The 25,601-nt window shown below is 71.4% G+C and carries 22 protein-coding genes; 11 read left to right on the top strand and 11 right to left on the bottom strand.

The annotated features are described in order from the left end of the window. Positions 1-249 precede the first annotated feature (249 nt). The 4 genes from OG385_RS10650 (at position 250) to leuE (ending at position 5,146) form a co-directional block, all read left to right on the top strand. Positions 250-909 (top strand): RNA polymerase sigma factor, encoded by a 660-nt coding sequence (locus OG385_RS10650; RefSeq protein ID WP_266854009.1) that lies wholly within the window; start codon positions 250-252, stop codon positions 907-909. After that, positions 888-1,976, top strand: a complete 1,089-nt coding sequence (locus OG385_RS10645) for a hypothetical protein (RefSeq protein ID WP_266854007.1) — start codon at positions 888-890, stop codon at positions 1,974-1,976. The genes OG385_RS10650 and OG385_RS10645 overlap by 22 nt, the downstream gene beginning before the upstream one ends. A 726-nt stretch (positions 1,977-2,702) precedes the next feature. Continuing rightward, positions 2,703-4,301: a methylmalonyl-CoA mutase gene (locus tag OG385_RS10640; protein WP_266854005.1), complete on the top strand. Its 1,599-nt coding sequence runs from the start codon at positions 2,703-2,705 to the stop codon at positions 4,299-4,301. Between the two features lie 176 nt (positions 4,302-4,477). Next, positions 4,478-5,146: a leucine efflux protein LeuE gene (gene leuE / locus OG385_RS10635; protein WP_266854003.1), complete on the top strand. Its 669-nt coding sequence runs from the start codon at positions 4,478-4,480 to the stop codon at positions 5,144-5,146. Here the strand turns inward: leuE and OG385_RS10630 are convergent. Continuing rightward, on the bottom strand, positions 5,133-6,560 hold the full coding sequence (locus OG385_RS10630; protein ID WP_266854001.1) for an FAD-dependent oxidoreductase: 1,428 nt from the start codon (positions 6,558-6,560) through the stop codon (positions 5,133-5,135). The two genes, leuE and OG385_RS10630, sit on opposite strands and share 14 nt — an antisense overlap. Before the next feature lie 38 nt (positions 6,561-6,598). Between OG385_RS10630 and OG385_RS10625 the strand changes: the two genes are divergently transcribed. After that, the gene (locus OG385_RS10625; protein ID WP_266853999.1) at positions 6,599-7,261 is read left to right on the top strand and encodes a TetR/AcrR family transcriptional regulator; all 663 of its coding nucleotides are present in this window, start codon (positions 6,599-6,601) and stop codon (positions 7,259-7,261) included. A gap of 52 nt (positions 7,262-7,313) precedes the next feature. Here the strand turns inward: OG385_RS10625 and OG385_RS10620 are convergent, their stop codons facing one another. The 4 genes from OG385_RS10620 to OG385_RS10605 all read right to left on the bottom strand — a co-directional run bounded on the left by OG385_RS10620 (position 7,314) and on the right by OG385_RS10605 (position 12,298). After that, on the bottom strand, positions 7,314-8,402 hold the full coding sequence (locus OG385_RS10620) for a hypothetical protein (protein WP_266853997.1): 1,089 nt from the start codon (positions 8,400-8,402) through the stop codon (positions 7,314-7,316). Between the two features lie 283 nt (positions 8,403-8,685). Continuing rightward, positions 8,686-9,948, bottom strand: coding sequence for an acyltransferase (locus OG385_RS10615; RefSeq protein WP_266853995.1), 1,263 nt, complete (start codon positions 9,946-9,948; stop codon positions 8,686-8,688). After that, positions 9,945-11,318 (bottom strand): alpha-2,8-polysialyltransferase family protein, encoded by a 1,374-nt coding sequence (locus OG385_RS10610; protein ID WP_266853993.1) that lies wholly within the window; start codon positions 11,316-11,318, stop codon positions 9,945-9,947. Before OG385_RS10610 ends, OG385_RS10615 begins: the two co-directional genes overlap by 4 nt. After that, a complete protein-coding gene (locus OG385_RS10605) occupies positions 11,315-12,298 on the bottom strand; it encodes a glycosyltransferase family 2 protein (RefSeq protein WP_266853991.1) in 984 nt (327 codons plus the stop codon). Before OG385_RS10605 ends, OG385_RS10610 begins: the two co-directional genes overlap by 4 nt. Before the next feature lie 187 nt (positions 12,299-12,485). Here OG385_RS10605 and OG385_RS10600 point away from each other — a divergent pair, with 187 nt between their 5' ends. The 4 genes from OG385_RS10600 (at position 12,486) to OG385_RS10585 (ending at position 17,198) form a co-directional block, all read left to right on the top strand. Then, a complete protein-coding gene (locus tag OG385_RS10600) occupies positions 12,486-13,865 on the top strand; it encodes a DUF6716 putative glycosyltransferase (RefSeq protein ID WP_266853989.1) in 1,380 nt (459 codons plus the stop codon). Between the two features lie 140 nt (positions 13,866-14,005). Next, positions 14,006-15,175, top strand: a complete 1,170-nt coding sequence (locus OG385_RS10595; protein WP_266860753.1) for an acylneuraminate cytidylyltransferase — start codon at positions 14,006-14,008, stop codon at positions 15,173-15,175. Positions 15,176-15,187: 12 nt separating this feature from the next. Continuing rightward, positions 15,188-16,111 carry an N-acetylneuraminate synthase family protein gene (locus OG385_RS10590; RefSeq protein WP_266853987.1) on the top strand — a complete coding sequence of 308 codons (924 nt, stop codon included), beginning with the start codon at positions 15,188-15,190 and terminating at the stop codon, positions 16,109-16,111. 52 nt (positions 16,112-16,163) lie between these two features. After that, positions 16,164-17,198, top strand: coding sequence for a hypothetical protein (locus OG385_RS10585; RefSeq protein ID WP_266853985.1), 1,035 nt, complete (start codon positions 16,164-16,166; stop codon positions 17,196-17,198). Between the two features lie 101 nt (positions 17,199-17,299). Here OG385_RS10585 and OG385_RS10580 read toward each other — a convergent pair whose 3' ends face one another. The 5 genes from OG385_RS10580 to OG385_RS10560 all read right to left on the bottom strand — a co-directional run bounded on the left by OG385_RS10580 (position 17,300) and on the right by OG385_RS10560 (position 21,873). Beyond that, the gene (locus OG385_RS10580; RefSeq protein WP_266853983.1) at positions 17,300-18,034 is read right to left on the bottom strand and encodes a DUF2993 domain-containing protein; all 735 of its coding nucleotides are present in this window, start codon (positions 18,032-18,034) and stop codon (positions 17,300-17,302) included. 97 nt (positions 18,035-18,131) lie between these two features. Next, positions 18,132-18,581, bottom strand: a complete 450-nt coding sequence (locus tag OG385_RS10575) for a hypothetical protein (protein ID WP_266853981.1) — start codon at positions 18,579-18,581, stop codon at positions 18,132-18,134. Then, a complete protein-coding gene (locus OG385_RS10570) occupies positions 18,578-20,173 on the bottom strand; it encodes a sulfatase (RefSeq protein ID WP_266853980.1) in 1,596 nt (531 codons plus the stop codon). The genes OG385_RS10575 and OG385_RS10570 overlap by 4 nt, the downstream gene beginning before the upstream one ends. Positions 20,174-20,341: 168 nt before the next feature. Then, complete coding sequence (locus OG385_RS10565; protein WP_266853979.1) at positions 20,342-20,911, bottom strand: PadR family transcriptional regulator; 570 nt, start codon at positions 20,909-20,911, stop codon at positions 20,342-20,344. A 59-nt stretch (positions 20,912-20,970) separates the two neighbouring features. Beyond that, positions 20,971-21,873 (bottom strand): formylglycine-generating enzyme family protein, encoded by a 903-nt coding sequence (locus tag OG385_RS10560; RefSeq protein WP_266853977.1) that lies wholly within the window; start codon positions 21,871-21,873, stop codon positions 20,971-20,973. Positions 21,874-22,141: 268 nt separating this feature from the next. Here OG385_RS10560 and OG385_RS10555 point away from each other — a divergent pair, with 268 nt between their 5' ends. Beyond that, positions 22,142-23,932: a sulfatase gene (locus tag OG385_RS10555; RefSeq protein WP_266853976.1), complete on the top strand. Its 1,791-nt coding sequence runs from the start codon at positions 22,142-22,144 to the stop codon at positions 23,930-23,932. Continuing rightward, positions 23,929-24,666, top strand: a complete 738-nt coding sequence (locus OG385_RS10550; RefSeq protein WP_266853974.1) for an alpha/beta hydrolase — start codon at positions 23,929-23,931, stop codon at positions 24,664-24,666. Before OG385_RS10555 ends, OG385_RS10550 begins: the two co-directional genes overlap by 4 nt. A 277-nt stretch (positions 24,667-24,943) precedes the next feature. Here the strand turns inward: OG385_RS10550 and lspA are convergent, their stop codons facing one another. Then, positions 24,944-25,480, bottom strand: coding sequence for a signal peptidase II (gene lspA, locus OG385_RS10545; RefSeq protein ID WP_266853972.1), 537 nt, complete (start codon positions 25,478-25,480; stop codon positions 24,944-24,946). Positions 25,481-25,601: the final 121 nt, after the last annotated feature.

Raw genomic sequence — 25,601 nt, 5'->3', positions numbered from 1 at the left:
CGGGGCCGCCACCCCCCACAGGAGAGGCCCCGGTCGCCGTCCGCCGGAGCCGCGGTACGGCCCCGTACCTCTCTCAGCGCCGGGCGTGCGTTTTCTGTCACACCGCGCAGAGTCAGCGCGTTGTCGCAGGTCGTACAAGACGTGGACGCGGGCCGGGCACAGGCCGTAGCGTGACGGATTGCGCACAGCGGCGCGGCAGTGGCGACCAGCTGCACAGCGGGGAGCGGTGCAGCAGGACAGGTTGAGGAAGTGCTGGGGGACGACGCGGAGCTGACCACCGCGGTGCTCGCGGCGCAGGACGGGGACGAGGACGCCTTCCGGACTGTGTACCGTGCGGTGCACCCGCGACTGCTCGGGTATGTACGGACGCTGGTGGGCGATCCGGACGCCGAGGACGTCACGTCCGAGGCGTGGCTCCAGATCGCCCGCGACCTCCAGCGGTTCAGCGGCGACGCGGACCGGTTCCGCGGCTGGGCGGCCCGGATAGCCCGTAACCGTGCGCTCGATCACATACGGATGCGGGGCAGGCGCCCCGCGGGCGGCGGCGACGAGTCCGAACTGGTGGCGGAGCCGGGCGACTCGGACACCGCGGGAGAAGCCATCGAGGCCCTGGCCACCGGACGCACGATGCGGCTCATCGCCCAGCTCCCGCAGGACCAGGCCGAAGCGGTGGTGCTGCGGGTCGTCGTGGGACTGGACGCGAAGAGCGCGGCGCGAGCGCTCGGCAAGCGGCCCGGTGCGGTGCGGACCGCCGCGCATCGCGGGCTGAAGAAGCTGGCCGAACTGCTGGGCCCCGACGCGGGCCCGCACGGACTCGACGCCGTACCCACGCAGCGCTCCTCGCACGAGGGGACGAAAGACGCGGTCGGTGTGACGCATTCGCGTCCGTGGACGCAGAAGGACATGTGATGGCCGACGAGCGGTGCGAATGGCTTGACAAGGACACGGCTGAGCGATTGCTGAGCGGTGGGCCTGTCGGTGCCGTCGACGATCATGCGAGGGCGCAGGCCGCGCGGCTGCACGCCGCGCTGGACGGTGCGGCTCCGGCGGCCTCCTGGGCCGGGACCGATGAACTCCCCGGTGAGAAAGCCGCGTTGGAGGCCTTCCGGCTGGCCAGGGACGGCGGCGCGGACGCGCTCGGACCGGTGCGGCGTACGGCGAAGGCGCAGGAACCGGCGCAGGAACCGGCGCAGTCCCCGGCAACGGCCGGCGGCCGCTGGTGCCGACCGGTGCGGTTCAGTGTCGCCGCCCTGGTGGCGGGCTGCGCGCTGAGCGGGGTGGCGGTCGCCGCGGGGACCGGCATGCTGCCTTCGCCCTTCGGCCGCAGCGCACCGATGCCCGCCTCGTCCGTGTCATCCGCCGCGACACCGCGGCCGCTCATCTCCGGAACTCCCTCCGATACGCCCACCAGCTCCTCGCCGGGGCCGGACAGCAGCAGCCACGGCAGCGGGAAACCCGGCCCGGGACAGCACCACCCGCGGACCTCGCCCCCGGCGAGCGAGCCCGGCGGCGACGCGAGCGGCGGGGACAGCGGCAGCGGAGAGGGCAGCACGCACGGGACGAGGGCCGGAGGCACCGGGCGGGAGTCCGGCGCCGGGAACCAGCACAGGCCGACGCCGTCCGAAGGCGGTCACCGCCTGGGTGCCGGGGTGTTGCACAAGCTGGCCGAGGCCTGCCGCGACTACCGTGCGGGCCGGGTCGACGGTGAGCGCAGACGGGCCCTGGAGTCGAAGGCCGGCGGCGCGGCGAACGTCGAGAAGTTCTGCGGACGGGTGCTGGGCACCGGCAACTCCGACGGCCACCGGGTCTCGTTCACGCCCTCGTCCCCGCTCACCCCTGCCGCCCCCGCCACGTCTCCCGCCCCCGCGCCCTCCCTGTCGCCCGGCCCCTCGCCCTCGCCGACGCTCAACCTGCCGGCCTCGCCCTCACCGGGCGGAAGGAACGGCGCGGCGGCAGCGGCAGTGGCGAACAGCTGACGGACGCTCACCGGAACCGGCTCCGCCGCTGTGATCAGTCCGCTCGGCCGTCGTGCGGGACTCATTCCGCCACTGTGCCGGACTCATTCCGCTACCGTGCCCGGCCGCTTTCCGTCGCCGTACCGGATGCGCCCGGCCGCCGTACCGGACCCGCTCGGCCGTCGTGAGGGATGCCCTCCGCCGCCGTACCGGACCCTCTCCGTCGCCGTACCGGATGCCCTCCGCCGTCGTGCCGGACCCCCTCCGTCGCCGTACCGGATGCCCTCCGCCGTCGTGCCGGACCCGCTCCGTTGCCGTGACCGAGGTGCTCCGCCACTGGGTTCGATCCGCAGGTGTGACACTTTCCGGGGGCCCGGCGCAGTAGAGAGTGAGCCGACTGGTCATCGGCCGCGTGTGAGCCGGGGTTCCCCCCGTACCTGCGGCTCCGCGCACCCGGCGCGGGTGGGTTACGTTCCCCCGGACCCACCCGCGCCCCCAATCCCTCCCGTCCCTCCCGGGGCTCTCGTGCCGCCCCAACCCCCCCCACCGGGATCCGCGTGTTTCCCCTCCGGGCGTCGCGAAAGCCAATGCTGTGCGCGCGGTCCCAGCGTGTGCGTCTCCACCCGCGCCACGCCCACCGCTACAGTCCGTCGCGGGGGTCGGACTTACTGCCAGGTCGCCTTCGTGCCGGTTCATGGCGGGTGGCTTTTCTGGTGGGCAACCTTTCCACGCGGGAGGCAGCAGCAGATGGCACACGAAACCGGCGGCGACCGGCTCACCGAGAGCGGACTTCCGATCGAGCCCGTGTACGGCCCCGAAGCGCAGGACGGCTGGGATCCGGCCGAGAAGCTGGGCGAGCCCGGCGCGTACCCCTTCACCCGGGGTGTGTATCCGTCGATGTACACGGGCCGGCCGTGGACCATGCGCCAGTACGCCGGTTTCGGTACGGCCACCGAGTCCAACGCCCGTTACCAGCAGCTCATCGCGCACGGAACGACCGGGCTGTCCGTCGCGTTCGACCTGCCGACGCAGATGGGCCACGACAGCGACGCGGAGATCGCGTCCGGCGAGGTCGGGAAGGTCGGGGTCGCGATCGACTCGGTCGACGACATGCGGGTGCTGTTCGGCGGGATCCCGCTGGACCAGGTCTCCACATCGATGACGATCAACGCCCCGGCGGCGCTGCTCCTGCTGATGTACCAACTGGTCGGCGAGGAACAGGGCGTAGCCGCCGACCGGCTGACCGGGACCATCCAGAACGACGTCCTGAAGGAGTACATCGCGCGCGGGACGTACATCTTCCCGCCCAAGCCCTCACTGCGGCTGACCGCGGACATCTTCAAGTACTGCCGGGCCGAGATCCCCCGCTGGAACACCATCTCCATCTCCGGGTACCACATGGCGGAGGCGGGGGCCTCGCCCGCGCAGGAGATCGCGTTCACGCTCGCCGACGGCATCGAGTACGTACGGACCGCCGTCGCCGCCGGGATGGACGTGGACGACTTCGCACCCCGCCTCTCCTTCTTCTTCGTCTCCCGCACGACGATTCTCGAAGAGGTCGCCAAGTTCCGTGCGGCACGCAGGATCTGGGCCGGGGTGATGCGCGAGGAGTTCGGCGCGCAGAACCCCAAATCGCTGATGCTGCGCTTCCACACGCAGACCGCGGGCGTCCAGCTCACCGCCCAGCAGCCCGAGGTCAACCTGGTGCGCGTCGCCGTCCAGGGGCTCGCCGCGGTGCTCGGCGGTACGCAGTCGCTGCACACCAACTCCTTCGACGAGGCCATCGCCCTGCCCACCGACAAGTCCGCCCGGCTGGCCCTGCGCACCCAGCAGGTCCTCGCGTACGAGACCGATGTCACCGCCACCGTCGACCCCTTCGCCGGCTCGTACGTGATGGAGGCGATGACCGACGACGTGGAAGCGGCGGCCCTCGCACTGATGGAACGGGTCGAGGACCTGGGCGGCGCGGTGAACGCTATCGAGAACGGCTTCCAGAAGAGCGAGATCGAGCGCAGCGCCTACCGGATCGCGCAGGAGACCGACAGCGGCGAACGGGTCGTGGTCGGCGTCAACCGCTACCGGCTCGACACCGAGGAACCGTACGAACCGCTGCGCGTCGACCCGTCCATCGAGGCCCAGCAGGCGGCCCGGCTGGCCGCGCTGCGCGCCGACCGCGACCAGCCGGCCGTGGACGCGGCGCTCGCCGCGCTGAAGCAGGCGGCCGGGGGCACGGACAACGTCCTGTACCCGATGAAGGACGCGCTGCGGGCACGGGCCACGGTCGGCGAGGTCTGCGACGCGCTCCGGGACGTGTGGGGGACGTACGTGCCGGTCGACGCCTTCTGAACTGCCGATGCTCCTGAACTGTCGATGCCCCTGAAATGCCGGGCCTTCTGAACTGCCGATGCCTCCTGAGCTGCCGATGCCTTCTGAGCTGTCGGGGCCCCTCCTCAGTTGGCGAGGCGGCCCGGGGTGCTGAGGGTCACTCCCGGGCTGTCGTACCCGCGTGCGAGACTCGGTTCATGCTCGGTGTCACGGATCTCCCCACCTACCTCGCCGGCCTGGCGCTGATCATTCTGCTGCCGGGCCCCAACTCGCTGTATGTGCTCTCGGTTGCCGCCCGGCGCGGCGTCCGCACCGGATACACGGCGGCTGCCGGGGTGTTCTGCGGGGACACCGTGCTGATGACACTCTCCGCCGCGGGAGTCGCCTCGCTGCTCCAGGCCAACCCGCTGCTGTTCGGCCTGGTGAAGTACGCGGGCGCCGGTTACCTCACGTATCTGGCGTTCGGCATGGTCCGCACGGCCCGCGCGCTCTGGCGCGACCGGAACGACCGGAGCGAGCAGAGCGAGGGGGCCGCGGAGACCACCGACGAGCCGGCGGCCGCGGCGGAGCGGCCGTACCGCAGGGCCCTGGTGGTCAGCCTGTTCAACCCGAAGGCGATTCTCTTCTTCATCTCCTTCTTCGTGCAGTTCGTCGACCGGCACTACGCCTACCCGGCACTCTCCTTCGTGGTGCTCGGCGGGCTGGCGCAGCTGGCGAGCTTCCTCTACCTCACCCTGCTGATATTCGGCGGCACCCGCCTGGCCGCCGCCTTCCGCCGCCGCAGGCGTCTCTCCGCCGGCGTGACGACGGCGGCGGGCGCGCTCTTCCTGGGTTTCGCGGTGAAGCTCTCGCTCAGCAGCGTGTGAGGTAGCCGGTCAGCCCGGTGGCGTCGTCGCCGGCCCAGCCGATGTATCCGTCGGGCCGGACGAGGAACAGCCCCTTGCCGTACGGCTCGTAGGCGTCGAGCCGGTGGACATGGACCGCACCGGGGTCCAGCGGTGGCAGTTCCGCGTCGGTGGCCACCGCGAGCAGCGTGAAGTGCGGGCCGCGGAAGGCGTCGAAGAGCCGCCCGCCGTCGAGCGGTCCGTCGGGTGCGCGGTCGCCCGCCTCCAGCGCGCCCGCGGCGCCCTCGGACAGCGGCCCGCCGCGGTAGCCGATGCCCAGTTGCTGGGTGGCGGAGCCGCGTCGCTGCTCGCCGCGGTGGACCCGGGTGGAGAGGCCCAGCATCTCGGCCGCGTTGGGGCGCCGCTCCGCCTCGTACGAGTCGAGCAGTGACTCGGGAGCTCCGTCGCGCAGCACCCGGCCGAGCTTCCACCCCAGGTTGTACGCGTCCTGGATGCTGGTGTTGAGTCCCTGGCCGCCGGCCGGCGAGTGGACATGGGCGGCATCGCCCGCCAGGAAGACGCGGCCCGCGCGGAACCGGTCGGCGAGGGCCGCACGCGGCCGGAAGTCCGACGACCAGAGCACCTCGGTGACATCGGCCGCGTCGAGATGCGTACGGGCGGCGATCAGAGCGCGTACGCCGTCGGCGGAGAGGTCGGGGCGTTCCCCGTCCGGGAAGCGCGCGACCAGCTGGAAGTCCTCGGTGCCGGGCAGTGGGCAGAGCACCAGGAAGCCCGCGTCGCCCGGGAAAACATGCCAGTTGAGCCGGTCCAGGGCCGGGACGCGCACATCGGCGACCAGCATGGACGAGGGGTCGACGGACTCGCCGGTCATCGCGATGGAGAGCGCGGCGCGTACCGTGCTGCGGCCGCCGTCGGCCGCGACCGCGTACGCCGCGCGGACGGTGGCGCCGGTGGAGAGTGTCGCGGTCACTCCGGACGTGTCCTGGGTGAGGGACGTCAGAGCGCTGCCGAACGAGACCTCGCCGCCAAGACCGGTCAGTCGCGCGGAGAGGATCTCCTGGGTGCGCCACTGCGGCATGATGCGCGGCGTGCCCGCGTACGGCGCCGCCGTGGTCGTCTCGACCGGGTCGAACATATGGTGCTCGCCCTGCCGCTCGCCGTCCTGCCAGATCATCTGGACCGGGGCCGGCGCACTCGAAGCCAGCACCTCGCCGATCACGCCGAGGTCGTCGAAGACCTCAAGGGTGCGGGGCTGGAGGCCCTTGCCCCGGGAGCCGGGGAAGAGCCGGTCCGCCTTCTCGATCACGGTCGTACGCACTCCGCGCCTGGCCAGATCGGTGGCCAGCGCGAGCCCGGTGGGACCCGCGCCGACGATCAGCACATCGGCCCGTGCGCCGGTCAGTCCGCCAGGTTCCTTAACGCTGTTAAGTTCCATGGTTTCGAGAGTGCCCTTAACGCTGTTAAATTGTCAAGGTGGGAACGACGAAGATCGATCGCGCGCGCGTCGCGGAAACGGCGCTGCGGCTGCTGAACGAGGTGGGGCTCGACGGTCTGTCGCTGCGTGCCATCGCCAAGGAGCTGGACGTCAAGGCGCCGGCGCTCTACTGGCACTTCAAGGACAAGCAGTCGCTGCTCGACGAGATGGCGACGCTGATGTACCGGCGGATGATCGCCGAGGATCTGCCGGATACGGGTCCCCGGGCGGCGGGCCGCAGTTGGCAGGACGGGCTGCTGGCCCACAACCGCGCCCTGCGCGCCATGCTGCTGCGCCACCGCGACGGCGCCAGGGTCTACAGCGGCGCCCGGTTCACCGGCACCGACCACGCGGAGTCGATGGAGCGGCATCTGGGCGAGATGACCTCCCGCGGGTTCGGCCTGGCGCAGGCGGTCCGGGCCGGGACCACGGCGTACTCGTACACGGTGGGTTTCGTCATCGAGGAGCAGGGCGTCCAGCCGATGCCGGACGAGCGCCGCGAGGGATACGAGATGGCGGAGCGCGCCCAGCTGTTCGCCGACTACCCGCTCACCGCGGCGGCGGGCTGGGAGATCTTCACCGACTACGACCGGCGCTTCGAGGAGGGGCTGCGGCTGATCGTCGCGGGCATCGAGGCGACGTACCGGCCGGACGGCGGCTGAGAGCGAACCCGCTGTCGCACTCACCGCCACGCGCCGGCTGTCGCACTCCGGCTCAGGCGATCGACGGATCCGACTCCTCGCTCACCGTCCAGGACGGTCCGTCCGGGAGGGCCTGGTTCGCTGCTCCGGTGCCCTTCAGAGCGGATATGCCGACCGCCACCGCAGCCAGCGTGCAGAGGAGCCAGTCGACCACGCCGGGCAGATGGGCGGGGCCCCAGTAGAGGACGGGGGAGACAATCAGCGCGGCCAGCAGGGCGCCGCCGAGGATCCGGGCGTGCACAGGCGCGGAGAACTTGGCGGTACGGGGCAGCCGCCGGACGGTGCGGTCGGCACGGAGCGGCTGGGTGGCGGTCAGATACCGGCGTGCCTCGTCCGGATCCGCGAGGCCCATGAACACCTCTCCGCTGTCCGCGACGAACGCCGCGGGGAGTTCCCCCTCGATCAGCTTCCACCGCCGCGGCCAGCAGATCCACCCTTCCTGGCCTGCGAAGCGCACGGCCGCCCGGCCGACCTCCTCGGGAGGACCGGACAACCTGAACTCGTGTCCGCCGTCGCGGAGGACGAGCCAGTGGTACTGCGTGACGTCCTGCTCGCCCGGCCTGTCGCCCCGATTCAGGAAACGCATCCGGACGGGTTCCCCCACCAGGACCCGCGCGGCGTGCAGTTCGCCCCCGCCGGCGTCAGCGGTCAGTACCCGGAACTTGCGGCGCGTCTCGGCCTCGCTCACCTGCCGGCGCGCGAACAGGAGCGCCTTCAGGGTCACCACGATGACAACGAGGACCACGACCCCGGAGAGCACACCACCGGCCCCGGCGGACAGCCGGGCGAGCGACAGCGGGGTCAGCAGGAGGATGATCGCCCCTGTCGTACGGCCCGTGTCCCGGGCGGGGAGCGGGAGCCGGCCCGGCAGCGGAGGCACCGCGGACGGCCGTCCCGCTGAGCGCGCCCTGGTGAAGCGAGGTGCCGCGCGACAGGCAAGCACCCATCCCCCGGCGGCGACGGCGGCCGCTCCGAGGGCCGACAGGATGTCCCAGCGCGGGGCAGGCGCGTCGAAATGTACGAAGACCAGAGCCAGGGCAACTGCCGCGCAGGCCAGGGCCACGCTGCCGAGAGCGCGGGTGATCAGGGTGGAGCGTCGCATCGGTGTCCTCACCGGGGCAGTGGAGCCGGGGTGGGGAACCGTCTCGCGGAACGGGCGTATCAGGGTAAGTCCGTACCTACTTGGTGCACGTACGGACCGATGGCTTGCGCGGTGAGATGTGGGGCGGCACGCGTGAGCCGGGCCGTACGAGGCGTATCAGTTTCACCCGTGCCCCCGGATAAGTAAAGGCGCGGCTCGCGTCACCGTGACGCCACGTCGGCTCGCCGGGCTGTCCGCCAACCAGGCTTCCGCATCAACGTAGTTGGCCCAGCCCGGTTGGCCTTCACCGGCTCCCCGGTGCACCGGCAACCCTCCTCGACAGCGCGGCGCGCAGCAGTGGCGTCAGCCGGTTCTCGACGTAGCGGTTGAGCAGCCAGGCCAGCCCCAGCATCAGCGCGACGGTCAGGACGAGCGTCCCGTACGAGGGGATCCCCAGCTTCCGGTGGAGTACGGCCACCACCACCCAGCCCAGATGCTCGTGCACCAGATAGAAGGGGTACGTCAGTGCCCCGGCGACCGTCAGCCAGCGCCAGTCGGCCCAGCGGAAGAAGCCGAGTGCCACCGCGCCGACCAGCACGAAGCCCAGCGTGACCACGGTGACGATCACCGCGGTGTGCCGGTAGGAGAAGAACGCCGGGTCGGCCCGGTGCCACAGGCCGGTGACCGCGTAGTGCTGGCCGATCGCCCAGCTGACGCCGGTCACGCCCCAGGCGATGACGTCCCGCCGGTCGCGGTGCAGGAGGTAGAGACCGATCCCGCCGATGAAGAACGGCGCGTACTCCGGCATCAGCACCATGCTCAGCACCGGCTGGTGCACCGCGTCGGTGATCGCGGCGGCCAGGGTCCACACCCCGCAGAAGACGAGGACGCGCTGCCGGTTGGCGCCGGGCAGCACCACACAGAGGGCGAAGAGCGCGTAGAAGCGCAGTTCGGCCCAGAGGGTCCAGCACACACCGAGGACCCGGTCGGCGCCGACCGGCTGCTGGAGCATGGTGAGGTTCACCAGCGCGTCGCTGGGCGAGACCGTCCGGTACGCGACCCAGGGGAGCGCGAACGTCGCCGTGACGATCACGATCGCCGCCCAGTACGCCGGGTAGAGGCGGGAGACCCGCGAGGCGAAGAAGGAGCGCAGCGGCCGGCCCCAGCCGCTCATGCAGATCACGAAACCGCTGATGACGAAGAAGATCTGGACCCCGAGGCAGCCGTAGGCGAACCACTCGGAGAGCGTCGGGAACTGGTGGCGGGGCGACCCGCCCCAGGCCCGGCTGATGTCGCCGTCCCGGCCGCCGTAGTGGTACGCGGCGACCATCAGGGCGGCGACCAGCCGCAGACCGTCGAGCGCGCGCAGCCGGCCGCCCGCGCGTACGGGCCGTCCATGGCCCGTACGCGCGGCGGGTATCGGCAGCGGCGCTTCGCCGGAGCCGGGCGCGGCGGCGGACCCCGGTCCCTGGTCCTGGACTGCCGCGGACGCCACCGCGGACCCCGGCGCGGAGACGGCGGCCGGGACAGCGGCGGGGAGTGGCACGGAGGCCGGACCGGGCGTCATCCCAGCGCGACTCTCTTGAGGGAACGGGCCCGCCGGGCCACCCGCCGTACCGTCGCGTTGCGCGGGATGAAGGCGAGCTGGGCCGGCAGCGCGCCCGGCAGCCCCAGCACGGTCAGCCGGCGGCGCTTGAAGTAGCGCCAGGTGTGGGCGTCCAGATGGCGGCTCAGATACGCCTCGGCCGCCGGCCGCAGATCGGGCCGCAACTGCGGCTGCATCGCGAAGCCCACGGCGGCGACAAGCCCCGGCAGATCGCCGGCGGGCGCGGTCCCGGTCGTGGCGCCGGGCTCCTCCAGACCGGGCAGCAGCGCGTCGACGACGGTCACCGGGACACGGTTGCTGTTCTGGTACGGGGCGAGCCGGTCGAGCAGCAGCTCCGTACCGGTGCGGGCGACCGGGATCCCGTAGAAGGCGCTCGCCGTCAGCAGCGCGGTGGAGAAGCAGCCGACCACCAGCGCCGGACGCGTCCGTTCGTACAGTGTCTCGGCGAGCAACGGTTCGGTCACCACGGTCAGTTCGGCGCCCAGCCGCTCCGCCTCCTGCTCCAGTAGCCGCGACCAGCGGGCCGGCGCCGTCGGGTGCGGCTTGAACACGACTGTGCGGTGGCCGCGCGCGACCGCCCCGCGCAGCATCCGTACATGGAGGTCCTCCTCCTCCTGCGGAGTGAGGATCTCCAGTGCCGAGAGGTACTGGCCGAGCAGCAGCGCCGGCGGCTCCGCGCACTCGGGCAGGCCCGTCGCGGACGCGGCCAGCTCGCCCAGGACCTTGCGGAAGGCGGCATCCGGCACGATCTCCGGCTCGACCCCGAACTCGGCGAGCAGCAGCGGCTTCAGGCCCGGCACCAGATCCAGATGGAGCAGCCGCCGGATCCGGGTGCCGATCAGCGGATCGATCTTGTTGCGGGTCGGGCCGTACGACATCAGCCCGTCCGCGTACACCGTGACCGGCGCGTCCTGGAAGAGCAGGGCGAGCGCCTGCGCCGGGTTGACCTGGACGGACTCGACCGCCAGCTCGATCCGGTCGTCACCGAGGTTCCAGAGCAGCCTCAACTGCCGTTCCCACAGCGGGATGTCGTCGGTGCGCGGGGACCAGCCGCCCGGGTGCAGCGGGTCGATGGTGTCGTTCCAGGAGAGCACGCCGTCGAACCGGTCGCGCAGCGACGCGAAGCCGGGCATCGCGTCCAGTGCGGGAGTGGTCTCCGGGATCGCCGCGTTGTTGCTGACCAGCAGCAGCCGCCGGTCGGCGGCGTCGAAGCAGCCGCTGTCGAGCGCGGCGGCCAGGGTGGCGGCGCCGTACAGCGTGGAGGCGTAGAAGATCTGCGTCGTACGGGGCGTACCGGGGGCGCTGATCTCAGGAGCGGCGGTCGACGTCACGCTGCGGCCTCCGTCGTCAGCGGGGCCGGACGGCGGCGCAGCCGCCGCAGCCGCGAGGCGCGCGCGGTGTCCATCGAGTCGAGCGCGTCGCTCAGCAGATCCTGCGGCATCCGTTTCAGCGCGGCCGCGCTGAGCGTCCGCAATTTACGTGCCACAGCTGGTTCGAACCTTTCGATGGATCCCAAGTGGTGCGAAATAATGGCGCAATAGGTGCGCACGGCCTTGGGAAGAAGGAGATCGGCTTCCGGGTCTTTCGATGTGTCGTCGATAACCTGGTCGAATGCGCGGATGAAATCGAGCTGGCGCACATCGCCGATCTGTGTGAGGGACGAGGCGACACCGCGCCGGTAGAACATTCCCAGCAGCCCGAGTACGGCGAATGACTCCGCTTCCCTGTGCAGCCGCCAGATCCACGGGCGGTCCTCGGCGGTGCGCAGCCCGTGGGTGAAGTGCAGCAGCCCGCGGTCCAGCAGCCTGCGGTGGTACATACCGGCCCAGGCGTACGCGTAGTCGACCGGGGTGGAGCGGTCGGCGGGCAGAATCACCTCGCGCGGAGCGGTCACCTCGCCGCGCCTGCCGTACGGGACGCGGTGGACCGTACGGGTGCTGCCCGTGCACTGCACATGGTCGGTGCGGACGAAGTCGCAGCCCAGCGCCTCCATGCCGGCGAGCAGCCGCTCGTAGTACCCGGGGGCGAGCCAGTCGTCGCCGTCCAGGAAGGTGATGTATTCGCCGCTCGCCGCGTCGAGCCCGGTGTTGCGGGCGGTGGCGAGTCCTCCGTTCTCCCGGTGTCTCAGCAGGACGGCCCCGGGAAGCTCGCGCTCCGCACGTTCGAGGATCTCCGGGGTCCCGTCCGTCGAACAGTCGTCGACGAGCAGGAACTCGAAGTCGTCGCGTGCGTTCGCGCGCAGGCTTCTGAGGGTGTCGGGGGCGTATGTCTGCACGTTGTAGAACGGCACGATGACGGAGAGCTTGACCACCTGCGTGACGCTAAGAGGCTCCCCGGCATTTGCCCTGAAGCCCGGTGGGATGGCAGGTGAACTGAATATGGCGGAACAGTGAACCGGTCAGTCCCGTTCGCCGTTTCTCCCGCTGTCGGCCCGCTGTTAACCCTTTGTTGCGGCTGAGTTGGGCCGCCGAACCGAATGCCTTTCTACCTTCGTCGTTGTGCAAGCAAGTACCAGCGATGTTCTCCGCGTTGCCGTGATCGCCGATTCCGACACCCGTTGGAAATGGGGCGCGCTCACCGCACGCCGCCTCTCCGTGGGGGAGGCCGAGCTCAGCGGCTTTCTGCTGCGGGGCCGGGCCACGCCCACCCCGCGCCAGCTCGCCGAGGTCGGCGCCGGTGTGGACACGGCCGCCGTCCGGGAGGTGACGGGGGCGGAGTTCCTCCGGGCCGTCGAGCAGGACGGCTACGACGTGGTGGTCCTCGCGCTCGTCGGCGGCGCCGTCCAGGCGATGCTGCACGGACTCGCCGCGCTCGGGAGCCCGGGGGCCGCAGCCGGAACCGCCGCAGATGGAACCTCCGCGGCCGGAACCGCCGCAGTCAGTAAGTCGGCGCGGCGCCCTGTCGTCGTCACCGGCTATGTCGGCGTGGTCTACGAGAAGCTGGCCGACGGACTCCTGCTGCGGCACGGCGCCGACGTGGTCCTCGCCAACTCGCTGCACGACGCGGAACGGTTCCGCGCGGTGTACGAGGGAGTGGGTGCCGACGCGTCCGCCGTGACCGGGAGCGCGCTGCCCTTCCTGGGCGGGGCGCCGTACGCCGGGGGCGCGCTGAAGACCGTCGTCTTCGCGGCCCAGCCCTCCGTCCCCGCCTCCCGCGATGGCCGGACCTATCTGCTGCGCCGCCTGGTCGAACACGCCCGGCTGCACCCGGACCGCGAGGTGCTGCTCAAGCTCCGTTCCCAGCCGGGCGAGCACACCACGCACATCGAGGAACTGCCCTACCAGAAGCTGGCCGAGAAGCTCCCCGGCGGGCTCCCCGCCAACTTCCGTCTGGTGTACGGGCACATGGGCGATGTGCTGGACCGCACGGACCTGCTGGTCACGGTCTCCTCGACCGCGGCCCTGGAGTCCCTGCACCGGGGGATCCCCACCGCAGTCCTCACCGACCTCGGTATCCGCGAGGCGCTCGGCAACCACCACTTCCTCGGCTCGGGCTGCTTCGCCTCCTGGGACCAGCTGGACTCCGGCGCGAGCCCGGCGGCCGATCCCGCCTGGCTGGCCCGCCAGGGGGTGGCAGCCGGTGGTCCCGCCTCCGGGGGCGGCTCGTACGGAACGGCTTTCGACGCCGTACGCGAACGGATCGCGCGGCTGCTCCTGGCGCCTCAACTCCCGCCGATCGAGCCCTACTACACCCACGTCACCGCGCCCGGATACCTCCCCGGCATCCTCGCCCGCTACCGCCTGGACGCCGCCCCGGCCGCCGAGACCGGCGGTGTACGGCGAGTGGTGCGCGACGCCGTGCGGGACGCGGCGCGCGGGGCGTACCGCCACGGAGTCCAGCGCGTGGCCCCCGTCATCCGCCGCATGGGAGAACTGTGATGCCCACCGAAGCCACCGAAGCCACCGAAGTCGCTGAAACCACTGGAGCCACCGGAGCCACCGGGGCCGCTGAACCGGCCGGGCCGGCCAGGACCGATCGGCCCGCACACCCCGCAACCCCGGCCAGGGCTCCCCGGGTCCTGGCCGTGATCCCGGCTCGCGGGGGATCCAAGGGCGTGCCCGCAAAGAACCTCGAAGCGGTCGGCGGCGTACCACTGGTGGCCCGCGCGGTCCGCGCCTGCCTCGGCGCCCGCCAGGTCACCGACGTCGCCGTGTCGACGGACGACGAGCGGATCGCGACGGCGGCGCGCGAGGCCGGCGCCGACGTGGTGCTGCGCCCCGCCGAGATCGCCGGGGACACCGCGACCAGCGAGGCGGCCGTGCTGCACGCGCTCGACGCGTACCCCGGAACGGATGTCGTGCTGCTCGTGCAGTGCACCAGCCCCTTCCTCACCAGCGAGGAGATCGACGGAGTGGCGGCCGCGGTCGCCGGAGGCGGCGCGGACACCGCGCTCACCGTCGCCCCCACACACGGCTTCGTCTGGCGCGAGGAGCAGCGCGCCGACGCCGACGGCGGCGGCACGGACACCGCCGGGGTCAACCACGACAAGGCGTTCCGCCCCCGCCGCCAGGACCGCCCGCAGGACTACCTGGAGACCGGCGCGGCCTACGCCATGAACGCCGGCGGCTTCCGCGCCGCCCGGCACCGCTTCTTCGGCGAGACCGCCCTGGTCCGTACCGACCCGGCCCGCGTCCTGGAGATCGACGACCCGCACGACCTGGCCCGCGCCCGCGCCCTCGCGCCGCTCCTGGACGTCCGTACGCTGCCGGGCCGCGACGACGTCGACGCCGTCGTCCTGGACTTCGACGGCACCCAGACCGACGACCGCGTCCTCATCGACTCGGACGGCCACGAGATCGTCGCCGTCCACCGCGGCGACGGCCTCGGTATCGCGGCGCTCCGCGACACCACGGACCTCAAGATCCTGATCCTCTCCACCGAGCAGAACCCGGTCGTCGCGGCACGCGCCCGCAAGCTGCGGGTGCCCGTGCTGCACGGCATCGACCGCAAGGACCTCGCACTCAAGCAGTGGTGCGAAGAACAGGGTGTCGCGCCCGAGCGCGTGCTCTACGTCGGCAACGACGTGAACGACCTGCCGTGCTTCGGCCTCGTCGGGTGGCCCGTCGCGGTCGCCCAGGCCCACGACGCCGTACGCGGCGCCGCACGCGCGGTCACCACCACCCCCGGCGGCGAGGGCGCGATCCGCGAGATCGCCGCCTGGCTCCTGGGCCCCACCCTCAACAAGTAAGGAATCCCCCTCATGAGCACCACCCGCCTCCGTACCCTCGGCACCAAGACCGCGGGCCCCGGCCACCCCGTCTACATCACCGGCGAGATCGGCATCAACCACAACGGTGAGCTGGACAACGCCCTCGCCCTGATCGACATCGCCGCCGAAGCCGGCTGCGACGCGGTCAAGTTCCAGAAGCGCACGCCGGAGATCTGCACCCCGCGCGACCAGTGGGACATCGAGCGCGACACCCCCTGGGGCCGGATGACGTACATCGACTACCGGCACCGCGTCGAGTTCGGCGAGACCGAGTACCGGGCCATCTCCGATCACTGCGCCAAGCGCGGCATCGACTGGTTCGCATCGCCGTGGGACACCGAGGCCGTCGCGTTCCTGGAGAAGTTCGACGTACCGGCGCACAAGGTCGCGTCCGCCTCGCTCACCGACGACGAGCTGCTGCGCGCGCTGCGTGCCACCGGCCGTACGGTGATCCTCTCCACCGGCATGTCGACCCCGAAGCAGATCCGGCACGCGGTCGAGGTGCTCGGCAGCGACAACATCCTGCTCTGCCACGCCACTTCGACGTACCCGGCGAAGGCCGAGGAGCTGAACCTCCGCGTCATCAACACCCTCCAGGGGGAGTACCCGAACGTCCCGATCGGCTACAGCGGCCACGAGACCGGCCTCCAGACCACCCTGGCCGCGGTCGCGCTCGGCGCGGCGTTCGTCGAGCGCCACATCACCCTGGACCGCGCCATGTGGGGCTCCGACCAGGCGGCGTCCGTCGAGCCGCAGGGCCTCACGCGCCTCGTCCGCGACATCCGCACCATCGAGGCGTCGCTCGGTGACGGCGTCAAGAAGGTCTACGAATCGGAGCTGGCCCCGATGAAGAAGCTGCGCCGTGTCACGGGCGTCGTCGCCGAGGGCGCGGACCGCGAGCCCGCGTCGGTCTGATCCGGCGGCAAGGACAGCCGGAGAAGACTGCTCCAGGAGGAGAACCGCCACTGTGAAGAGCGCCCCCGCCACGCTCGCCTTCGTGGAGAGCCCCGTCCAGCTGCTCAACCTGCTGGAGTGGGCCCACACGACGACCATGGACCTGACCGTGGTCGTCCTCTCACCGCTCGACCCCATGTCCCGCGGCCAGCTGCGCCGGATGGCCGAACTGGCCCGGGGCGAGGGGATCACGGTGCGCTGGGAGGAGGCGCGTGGGGGAGTGGCGGCGCCGTTCCAGACGATCGGCGGGCTGACACCCCTGCTGCGCGGGGCCGGCCGGATCGTCATCGGGGACCCCTTCTCGCGGTACGTGCAGCTCCTCCTCGCGCTGGCCGGCGCCCGGGACCTGACGGTGGTGGACGACGGCACGGCCACCATGGAGTTCATCGCCCAACTCGCCGCGAAGGAGCCCCTGGTCCGCTGGCACAGACGCGGCCGTCGCGGCCCCCGCGACCTGCTGTTCGCCCCCATGTCGTCGGCGGCCCGCCGCCGCCTCACCCCGTCGGACCGGCGCGCGGTCGAGGTCTTCAGCTCGATGCCGGTGACGGACGCGCCCCCCGGGCTGACGGTCACCACCAATGACTTCGCCTGGACCCGCTCCCGCTTCGGCCCGCCGAGGATCACCCGCACCTCCGACCTGGTGGGCACCTCGCTCGTGGAGACGGGGGTGGTGGACCAGGACCGCTACATCGCGGCAGTGACCGGCCTGGCCCGGACCCACCAGGTGACGCGGTACTTCGCCCACCGCCGCGAATCCACCGAGAAGCTGCACCGCCTCCACGCGGAGACGGGTCTTGAGATCGTCCGCCCGGACCTCCCGCTGGAACTGATCGCCCGCCGCGGCCCGATCGGCCGCACGATCGTGAGCTTCCCGTCCACGGTGGTCCACACCCTCCCGCTCGCCCTGGCGGGCACGGAGGTCCGGGTGGCGGTCTGCGACATCGACCCCGCCTGGCTCACGGACACGGCGTCACCGCGGGCGCAGGGATTCCTGGCGGGGGTGACGGGAACGGCCCGCGACGTGCAGCGGCTGGCGCCGGGGGTGTGAGCGCGGCGCCGGCCGGCACCGGTGGCGAGACGGGGAGGCCCTCTCCGCAACGGACAGAGCCACCACAGTGAACTCCCTGCAACCGCTGCGGCTTGACAGCCTCATGTGGAGGCGGGGCAGGGCTGGGTGTGGTCGGCGGTGTGGTGGTGGAGGGCGAGGACGAGGCTGAGGCCGGACGGGTCGGTGTGCGCGGCGGCGAGCTCGGTGCCCGCGGGCAGCTGAGGGAGCTTGATGGTGTGGGGGGCGAGTCGGCTGGTGAGACCGGCGGAGGCCTTGGGGAGGTGGGCGAGGGCGCTGACGGGGAGTTGCCGGCCCATGAGGTCGATGGTGGTCGGGGTGATGGTGAGCGAGCGCGGAGTGACGGTGAGCCTGGTGTGGACCGTGACGGGGAGTCCGCTTGATCCGGCTGAGGTGTTGAGGGTGAGGCCTGTGCCGTCGGTGCCGAGAGTGAGGGTGCTGTCCTTGCCTTTGCTGAGTCGTTGCTGGAGTGAGGCGTAGGGGATGGTGGCCCTCGCGGTGCCGGCGCCGTAGGTGCCCTTGGTGCTCACGTCGTGCAGGACGATCCGGAGGTTGAGGTCGGTGCCGGCCCGGTGAATGCCGTCGGCGTCGATCTGCGCGGTGCCGAGGGTGCCGGTGAGGGCTTTCAGGCCTGCGACGGGATCGAGGAACTGCGCTCGGACAGGACCGGCGGGCTTGAGCCGGCAGGAGATGGTGCGGGCCATGCGCTGGTCGGCGACGTGCTCGATCGCGAGGTCGGTGCCAGTGGCGCCGAGCGTGACAACTGCTGCCAGGACAGCGGCCACGAGGTTGCGCCTGCGGCGGAGGATTTTCATCATGCGGTCTCCTTGCCGGGGCTGGGCGTGCGGCGCGGCAGACTGGTCTGCCGGGTCCGGCTGCGTACCTGCTCTGCCCGGGGTGAGCGTGTTGGCCGGTTCAGGACGTGGGGGCGGACGTGGTGGTGGGCGATGTGGTGCGGCTGGGGCTGTTGTGGCGTCGGTGCAGGATCGGTGCGCCGACGGCGATCGCCGTGCCGAGGCAGGCACCGACAAGGAGTCGGGCGTGAGCGAGCGGCATCCAGTGGAGCAGGAGATATTCGGCGCCCAGCGCCAGAGCGACCAGGAGCAGTTTGAACAGGATCAGGTTCCGCCAGGGGAACCGGTTCATGGCGCCTTGGCGCTTGCCCCGGCGGGTGCGCCACCATCGGATGGACTGCACGAGGGTCATGGCGATCAGCATGGTGGCCAGGACCTGGAGGGCGTGCTGCCAGGCCGGCCCGTGGCCGCCGGCGGCCCAGCGCCAGCCGAAGTACAGGCCCGTGAGGATGAAGACGACGCGTATGGCGCGGGGCGAAGGCCCCTGTCGGTGTGCGTGGGTTCGTGTCATGGCTTCGGCCGATCCGCTCCGTCGGACGTGGCGGGCTGCTGGTCGCGGGTCTGCAGGAGCTGGACCCAGCGGTGGAGAAGGTCGGCGGTGCGCGGTCGGTCCGGGGCGTGCCAGGACACCGGGATGTCCAAGGTGGCCAGCCGCGCTTCCAGGTCTTCGGCCAGGTGGGCCCTCCCGGTGTCGCGCAGGTGCGCCGCGTAGCTGACGGGGTCGTTGTAGTAGGTCGGCCCGGTCTGCAGGGTGGCCTGCATCGGGTCGGGCAGTGCCCCGGGCCGGCCCGCGTACTGGTTCCACCACTCAGCCAGGTGCGAGCGCATCTGCGCGGCCAGCTCCGGTTCCCGGGCGATCAGGTCGCTGGTCAGGTAGGGGTCCTGGGTGACGTGGAAGAGCTGTTCCCACTCGGCGCGGAAGCAGCCTGGGTGATAGGTGCGGATGTAGAGGTGGTCGCGGGTGCGCACAGAGCGCTGGTAGGTGTGGGCGCCGTGTCCGAGGACCAGGTACTCGCGGGACTCGATCGGTTCGCCGCGCACCGCGTCGGCGAACGAGGTGCCGTGCCATCCCGCAGGGGCGCTCATGCCGAGCAGGTCGCACAGAGTGGGGGCGAGGTCGATGTTGTAGAGCAAGGCGTCGTTGTGGCGCGCGGGTTCGGGCAAGGTGTCGGTGAGGCCGGGCCAGTAGAAGACCAGGGGGAGCCGGTGGGTGGGTTCGTTGGCCAGGCCGTGCTCGGCGTAGGAGCCCATCTCGCCGAAGGACTCGCCGTGGTCGGCGCTGACGATCACGGCGGTGTCCTCGGCGATGCCCAGCTCTTCCAGGGCCGCCAGGAGAAGGCCGAGGTGGTGGTCCCAGTAGGCGACGGCCCCGTCGTAGCCGTTGATGAGGTGTTCGAAGTCGGCCCGGGAGCGGATCGCGTCGGGCATGTTGTGCGGGACGGGGGAGGTACCGGCACCGAAGGCGGAGTAGTGCAGGTCCAGTGCGCTGCGGGGCCCGTAGATCTCGGCGTGTGCGGCGATGGTGTCTTCGTCGGGCCACGCCTGCACCGGTCCGCAGGCGGCCATCCGGTCGGTCCATTCGGCGGGCTGGGTGTAGTTGGTGTGGGGGTCCCAGTAGGTCAGGTGGAGGTACCAGTCGTCCTGGTCGGCGTGGCGGCGCAGCCAGTCGATCGCGGCGTGGTTGACGTCGTGCGCTTCCTCGTCGCCCATGCGGTCGGTGGCGCGGATCGACTCGCGGAAGTTGGCGTGGAAGAAGTACGCGCGGTGCCGTTCGGCGAAGACGGAGACCGCGGCGGTGTAGTAGCCGCCCCAGCCGAGTCGCTGGCCCAGCAGTGGCCGGTCCGGTTCGGGACCGTGGCCGGCGTCCAGCCGGAACTGGGCGGCCGGGCCGAAGTGTCCGATGACTCCGTTGGCGATGCCGAACTGACCACTCGTCAGGGCGGTGCGCGAGGGCAGGCAGGGGGAGTCGGAGCAGTAGTAGCGGTCGAAGGTGACCGACTTGTCGGCAAGCTTCTGCAGGTGAGGTGTGGTGGGGCGGTGGTATCCGTACGGCGTGGTGTGATCGGCGCGCAGGGTGTCCACGTCGATGTAGATGATGCGCATGCTCGGCTCCAGGGTGAGGCGGCAGGGCGATTTCGGGCAGCACCGGGCGCGTCCGGGCGCGGAGTGCGTGCCGGGCGTGGTCCGGGGTGTTCGCAGGCACCTCGTCGTTCGCCGCTGTTGTGACGCGCGAGCGGCGAAAGTGCGGACGGCGGACAGGCGCCGGGTGGTTCAGCGGCGGCGCAGCTGCGCCTCCAGACGCGCCTGCGTCAGTTCCAGCCAGGTGATGTAGGCGGAGGCGGTGGCGTAGCCGTGTTCGTGTGCCAGGGCGTGGACCTCGCCGGCCCACGCGGGGTCGAGCTCCGGGATCTGCGGCTCCAGCTGGTCGGCGACGGGCAGGGCCGGTGAGAGCGCGTCGTGCTTGCGCCGGTACTCCAGCTCGGTGCGCACCACCTCCAGGGCGACCTGGGGGTCGAGCTGCCCTGCGAAGACGAAACGCAGCGTGAAGTCGGGGTCCATCGGGCGAGGGGACGGCTCGAAGGGGGACCGGGCCCACTCCAGCAGGGCCGTGCGGCCTGTGTCGGTGATCCGGTACACCTTGGCGTCCGGGCGTCCCTCGCGCGGGTCGACCTCGAAGTCCACCCAGCCACGTTCGGTCAGCTTGGCGAGCCGGCGGTAGATCTGCGGCAGCTGGACGCCGTAGCCGATGTACCGGCCCCGGCCCTCCATCCACCGGCGCAGGTCGTAGCCGGACAGGCGGCGCAGCACCAGGACGCCGAGGATCACGTAGTCGAGTTGCATTTCCTACACCTATGTTCCTGAGTACCTATGGGTTGAGGTTATCTACCGGATCCGGACTGTCAAGCCCCGGGGGGTACGGGCGTCGGGGGTATGGGCGCCGGGGGTGCGGGTGCCGCACACCGGAAGCCCGCGTGGCCGCTGGAACTGTCCGGGCTGTTGGCTGTGCGGGCGGCGACCCGGTAGCGGTTGCAGTAGGAGCGGTGGCACAGGTGGGAGCCGCCGCGGATGACCCTGTCCGTACCGGTGGGCGGGCCGCTCGGATTGACCAGGGGGCGGGCGGCGCCGTGCTGGGTGGTCCACCAGTCGGCGCACCACTCCCAGACATTGCCCGAGGTGTTGTACAGGCCGAAGCCGTTGGGCTCGAAGGCGTCGGCGGGCGCGGTGCCGCGGTAGCCGTCGGCTGCGGTGTTACGGGTGGGAAAGGCGCCGCGCCAGATGTTGCAGCGGTAATCGCCTCCCGGGTCCAGTTCGTCCCCCCAGGGGTAGCGTCGCTGCTCAAGGCCGCCGCGGGCGGCGTACTCCCACTCGGCCTCGGTGGGCAGCCGCTTGCCCGCCCAGGCGGCATAGGCCGCCGCGTCGTTCCAGGACGTATGAACCACCGGGTGGTCGCCGCGCCCGCCGAGGGTGCTGCCGGGGCCTTCCGGGTGATCCCAGGCGGCACCGCTCACCCCGCACCACCAGGGGGTGCGCCCGGGGCGCGCGGCGCCGCGCCGCACTGCGGCCGGCAGGAAGCCGGCGAACACGTACGACCAGCCCAGGCGTTCGGCGTCGGTGCGGTACCCGGTGGCCGCGACGAAGCCGGCGAACCGGTCGTTGGTCACCGCGCAGGCATCGATGCGGAACGGATCGAGCCGGACCTCCCGCACCGGCCCCTCACCGTCCCCGGCGAACCCTTCCCGGTCGCCTGTGCCCATCAGGAAATCGCCGCCCGGCAGCAGCACCATCCCCTCCGGTTCACGCATGGGCCCTGCCGGGCAGGGCCGCGCAGTGCGTGGCCGGGCCGTCGGCGCGGCCCGGACGGCGCCCCGGGTGGGCGGCATGCAGCAGCGCGGAGGCGGCGAAGGATCACTCATGGTGGCAGGTTCCGTTCCCGGTCGGCGGACATCCACGTCCGCAGGGTAGCTATGTTCTAATGTACATAGCTACCCTGTGGGCGGACGTCGGTCGGCACGCGATGCCGTGGGCCGTTCGCCCGCGCCGGACGCGGGGCCGTGAAGGAAAGGGACGCCCATGAAGGCGATCATGCTCATGTTCGACACACTGAACCGCCGGTATCTGCCGCCCTACGGTGCCGACGGGGTTCATGCGCCCAACTTCGAACGCCTCGCGGAACTGAGCGCGACCTTCGACAACTGCTACGGCGGGAGCATGCCGTGTATGCCGGCCCGGCGGGAGATGCACACCGGGCGATACAACTTCCTGCACCGCTCCTGGGGGCCGCTGGAGCCGTTCGACGACTCGGTCCCGCAGATGCTGTCCACCGCCGGTGTCCACACCCATCTGGTCACCGATCACTACCACTACTGGCAGGACGGCGGCGCCACCTACCACAACCGGTTCAGCAGCTACGAGCTCTTCCGCGGCCAGGAGGGCGACAAGTGGAAGGGGCAGGTCGCCGACCCGCCCATGCCGCCGGCGACGGCCAGTTGGCGGGCCGGGTCGCCCGCCTGGCGTCAGGACTGGGTCAACCGGCAGCACATGTCCACCGCCGCCACCCACCCGCAGACCCTCACCGTCGACGCCGGCCTGGAGTTCATCCGGACCAACCACGACAGCGACCGCTGGTTCCTGCAGATCGAGTGCTTCGACCCGCACGAGCCCTTCCTGAGCTACCCGGAGCACCGCGCCCACTACCTGCACACCTACGACGGCGACCACTTCGACTGGCCCGACTACCGCCGTGTCGCCGAGGACCAGCCGACGGTGGACCACTTGCGCGCCGAGTACTCGGCGCTGCTGACCATGTGCGACGCCTCCCTGGGGCGGGTACTGGACGCGATGGATGCCCACCGGCTGTGGGACGACACGATGCTGATCGTCTGCACCGACCACGGCCTGCTGCTCGGCGAGCACGGCTGGTGGGGCAAGAACGTCCAGCCCTGGTACGACGAGAACATCCACACCCCACTGTTCATCTGGGACCCGCGCACCGCCATCCGCGGCGAGCGCCGTGCCAGCCTGGTGCAGACCATCGATTTCGGGCCCACGCTCCTGGAGTACTTCGGTCTGCGGCCCACCCCTGACATGCAGGGCGTGCCACTCGCCGGCACCGTCGCCACCGACCAGGCGGTGCGCGTTGGCGGACTGTTCGGCAACCACGGGGGCCACGTCAACGTCACCGACGGCCGCTACGTCTACATGCGCGCCTGCGCGGACCCCTCCAACCAGCCCCTGGAGGAGTACACGCTCATGCCGACCCACATGGCCTCCCGCTTCGCCACCGCCGAGCTGCAGGCCGCCGAACTCGCCGAGCCGTTCGCCTTCACCAAGGGTGTCCCCCTGTTGCGCATCCCCGGCGCAGCCTGGGGCAACCCCCACCACTTCGGCACCCTGCTGTTCGACCTGGAACACGACCCCGAGCAGCAGCACCCGCTGGTCGACGACGACATCGAACTGCGCATGGCCACACTGATGACTGAACTCATGCGCGAGCAGGACGCCCCTGCCGGCCAGTTCGAGCGGATGGGGCTGCCCGCCACCGGCGAGGTCGGAGCGCAGCACCTGCTGGCCCACGCGCAACGCGAACAGGTCGCCCGCTCCCACGCCCCGCTGCCGCCCTCCGCCGACTTCCGCACCGGCAGGCCGGGTGTGCTGACCCCCATCGGGGAACTCCTCAACGATCCGCGCAGCCGTGACGCGCTGGTCGGTCACCTGCCCATGCTCGCCGCCGATGGCCTGCGCCAGATGGTCAGCCACCTCTCGCCCTACCGCCTCGCCGCGATGACACCGGCGATCAGCGCCGACCAACTGCGCAAACTGGAAGCCGATCTCGCCACTGCCGACACGGAGGTCCCCGCATGACCCGGCCGTACACCGAGTTCACCGAGACCTTCGCGGCTGCCGACGGGACCCCGCTGCCCCTGCATGTGTTCGCTCCCCAGGGCGAGGCCAGAGCTGCCCTCCTGCTGTTCCACGGGGGCGGGTGGATGATCGGGTCACCGGCCATGTTCTTCCCCCAGGCCAAGGCCCTGGCCCAGGCCGGGATCCTCACTGCCAGCGCCGGCTACCGGCTCATCGGGGCGGGCGCCGACAGTCCCCTCGACTGCATGGCCGACACCGAGATCGCCGACCATCTTTTCCGGACGATCGCAGCAGACGCAGGTCTGGCCACGATCAGCGTCGGTGGCGGATCCGCAGGAGGCCAACTGGCGCTCAGCCTGGCCGCCTCGCCCGCACGGCACTACGACAGCCTCGTGCTCTTCAACCCCGCCCTGGACGCCTGCTGCGAAGGCGCAGCCATCGCCCAGCTGCTCAAGGTCACGCCCCAGCAGGCCAGAGCGTTCTCGCCGCTGCACCACGTGCGACCCGGTATGCCCCCCGCTGTCATGTTCCACGGAACCGACGACCAACTTGTGCCGATCACCCTCGCCCGCCGCTTCCGCCAACTGATGACCGACACCGGCACGGAGTGCGAACTCGTCGAATTCCCCGGCGCCGGACACGGCTTCTTCAACCACGATCCGAACGGCAACTCTGCCTACCACACCGTCCTCGCGCGAACCCAGGCATACCTCCTGAGGACGTCCGGGGAATAACTCGTCGAAGCGGTCCCGAGGTGCGGTGGACAAGAAGCCGGCGCTCCCTGGCTCTCGGCCGGGGGCATGGCCACGTCCTCGTACCGGATCGAGGGAGCGTGGGCCGAGGCGCACAGCTCGTCGGGCACGGTATCCGCATCCGTGAACCGACACCGGTGCCGGGCAGCTGCGATATCTCTCAGCCCGGCTGACCTGAGCGCTGACGGATGTGGTGCGCGCTGCCGAGAGCCGCGGGCGTCCCGTTCGGTGACCGTCGGTGGGAAGCCGGGCAGCGGCGTCAGTCGGCTTCGGCCACCGGTTGCTCCCTGTCGGCGCCCTCCAGCCCCCGGCCGCGGAAGGCGAGGATCACCATCAGGGCGCCGCCGCAGGAGATGGCCCAGTCGGCGAGGTTCATCACGCTGAAGTCGCGGACCGCGATGAAGTCGACGACCGCCCCTCGCAGACCTCCGGGTGAACGGAAGAGACGGTCCGTCAGATTACCGAGCGCGCCGCCCAGCAGCAGCCCCAGCGCGATCGCCCAGGGTCCGCTGTACAGCTTCCGCGCCATACGGATGATCACCAGCGCGATGGCCACGGCGATCAGCGTGAACAGGATGGTCGTCGCCCCGCCGATACCGAACGCCGCACCGGGGTTCCGCATCGCCCGCAGCTCCAGCCAGTCCCCGAGCACCTTGACGGGGGCGTGGTTCTCCAGCTTCGCGACCACAGCCAGCTTGCTGCCCAGGTCGAGCGCGTACGCGATCGCCGCCACGCCGAGCAGCAGCGGGGTGCGCCGCTTGCCCTCCGCCTCCACGTCCGGCACCGGATTCGTCACGTTCAGCCACCTCATGTCTGCCACCCGGTCGTGTCCCGGCTCGCGCTCACGGACCCACGTACGGGACCCGCCTCACCGCCAGCCTATGGACCGCCCCGCGACCGCCCGGGTCCAGGTGGGT

This window comes from Streptomyces sp. NBC_01306 (genome assembly GCF_026340465.1).
Classification (GTDB): domain Bacteria; phylum Actinomycetota; class Actinomycetes; order Streptomycetales; family Streptomycetaceae; genus Streptomyces.
The sequence above is the reverse complement of the archived record's forward strand: the minus strand, read 5'-3'. Positions and strand labels throughout refer to the sequence as shown.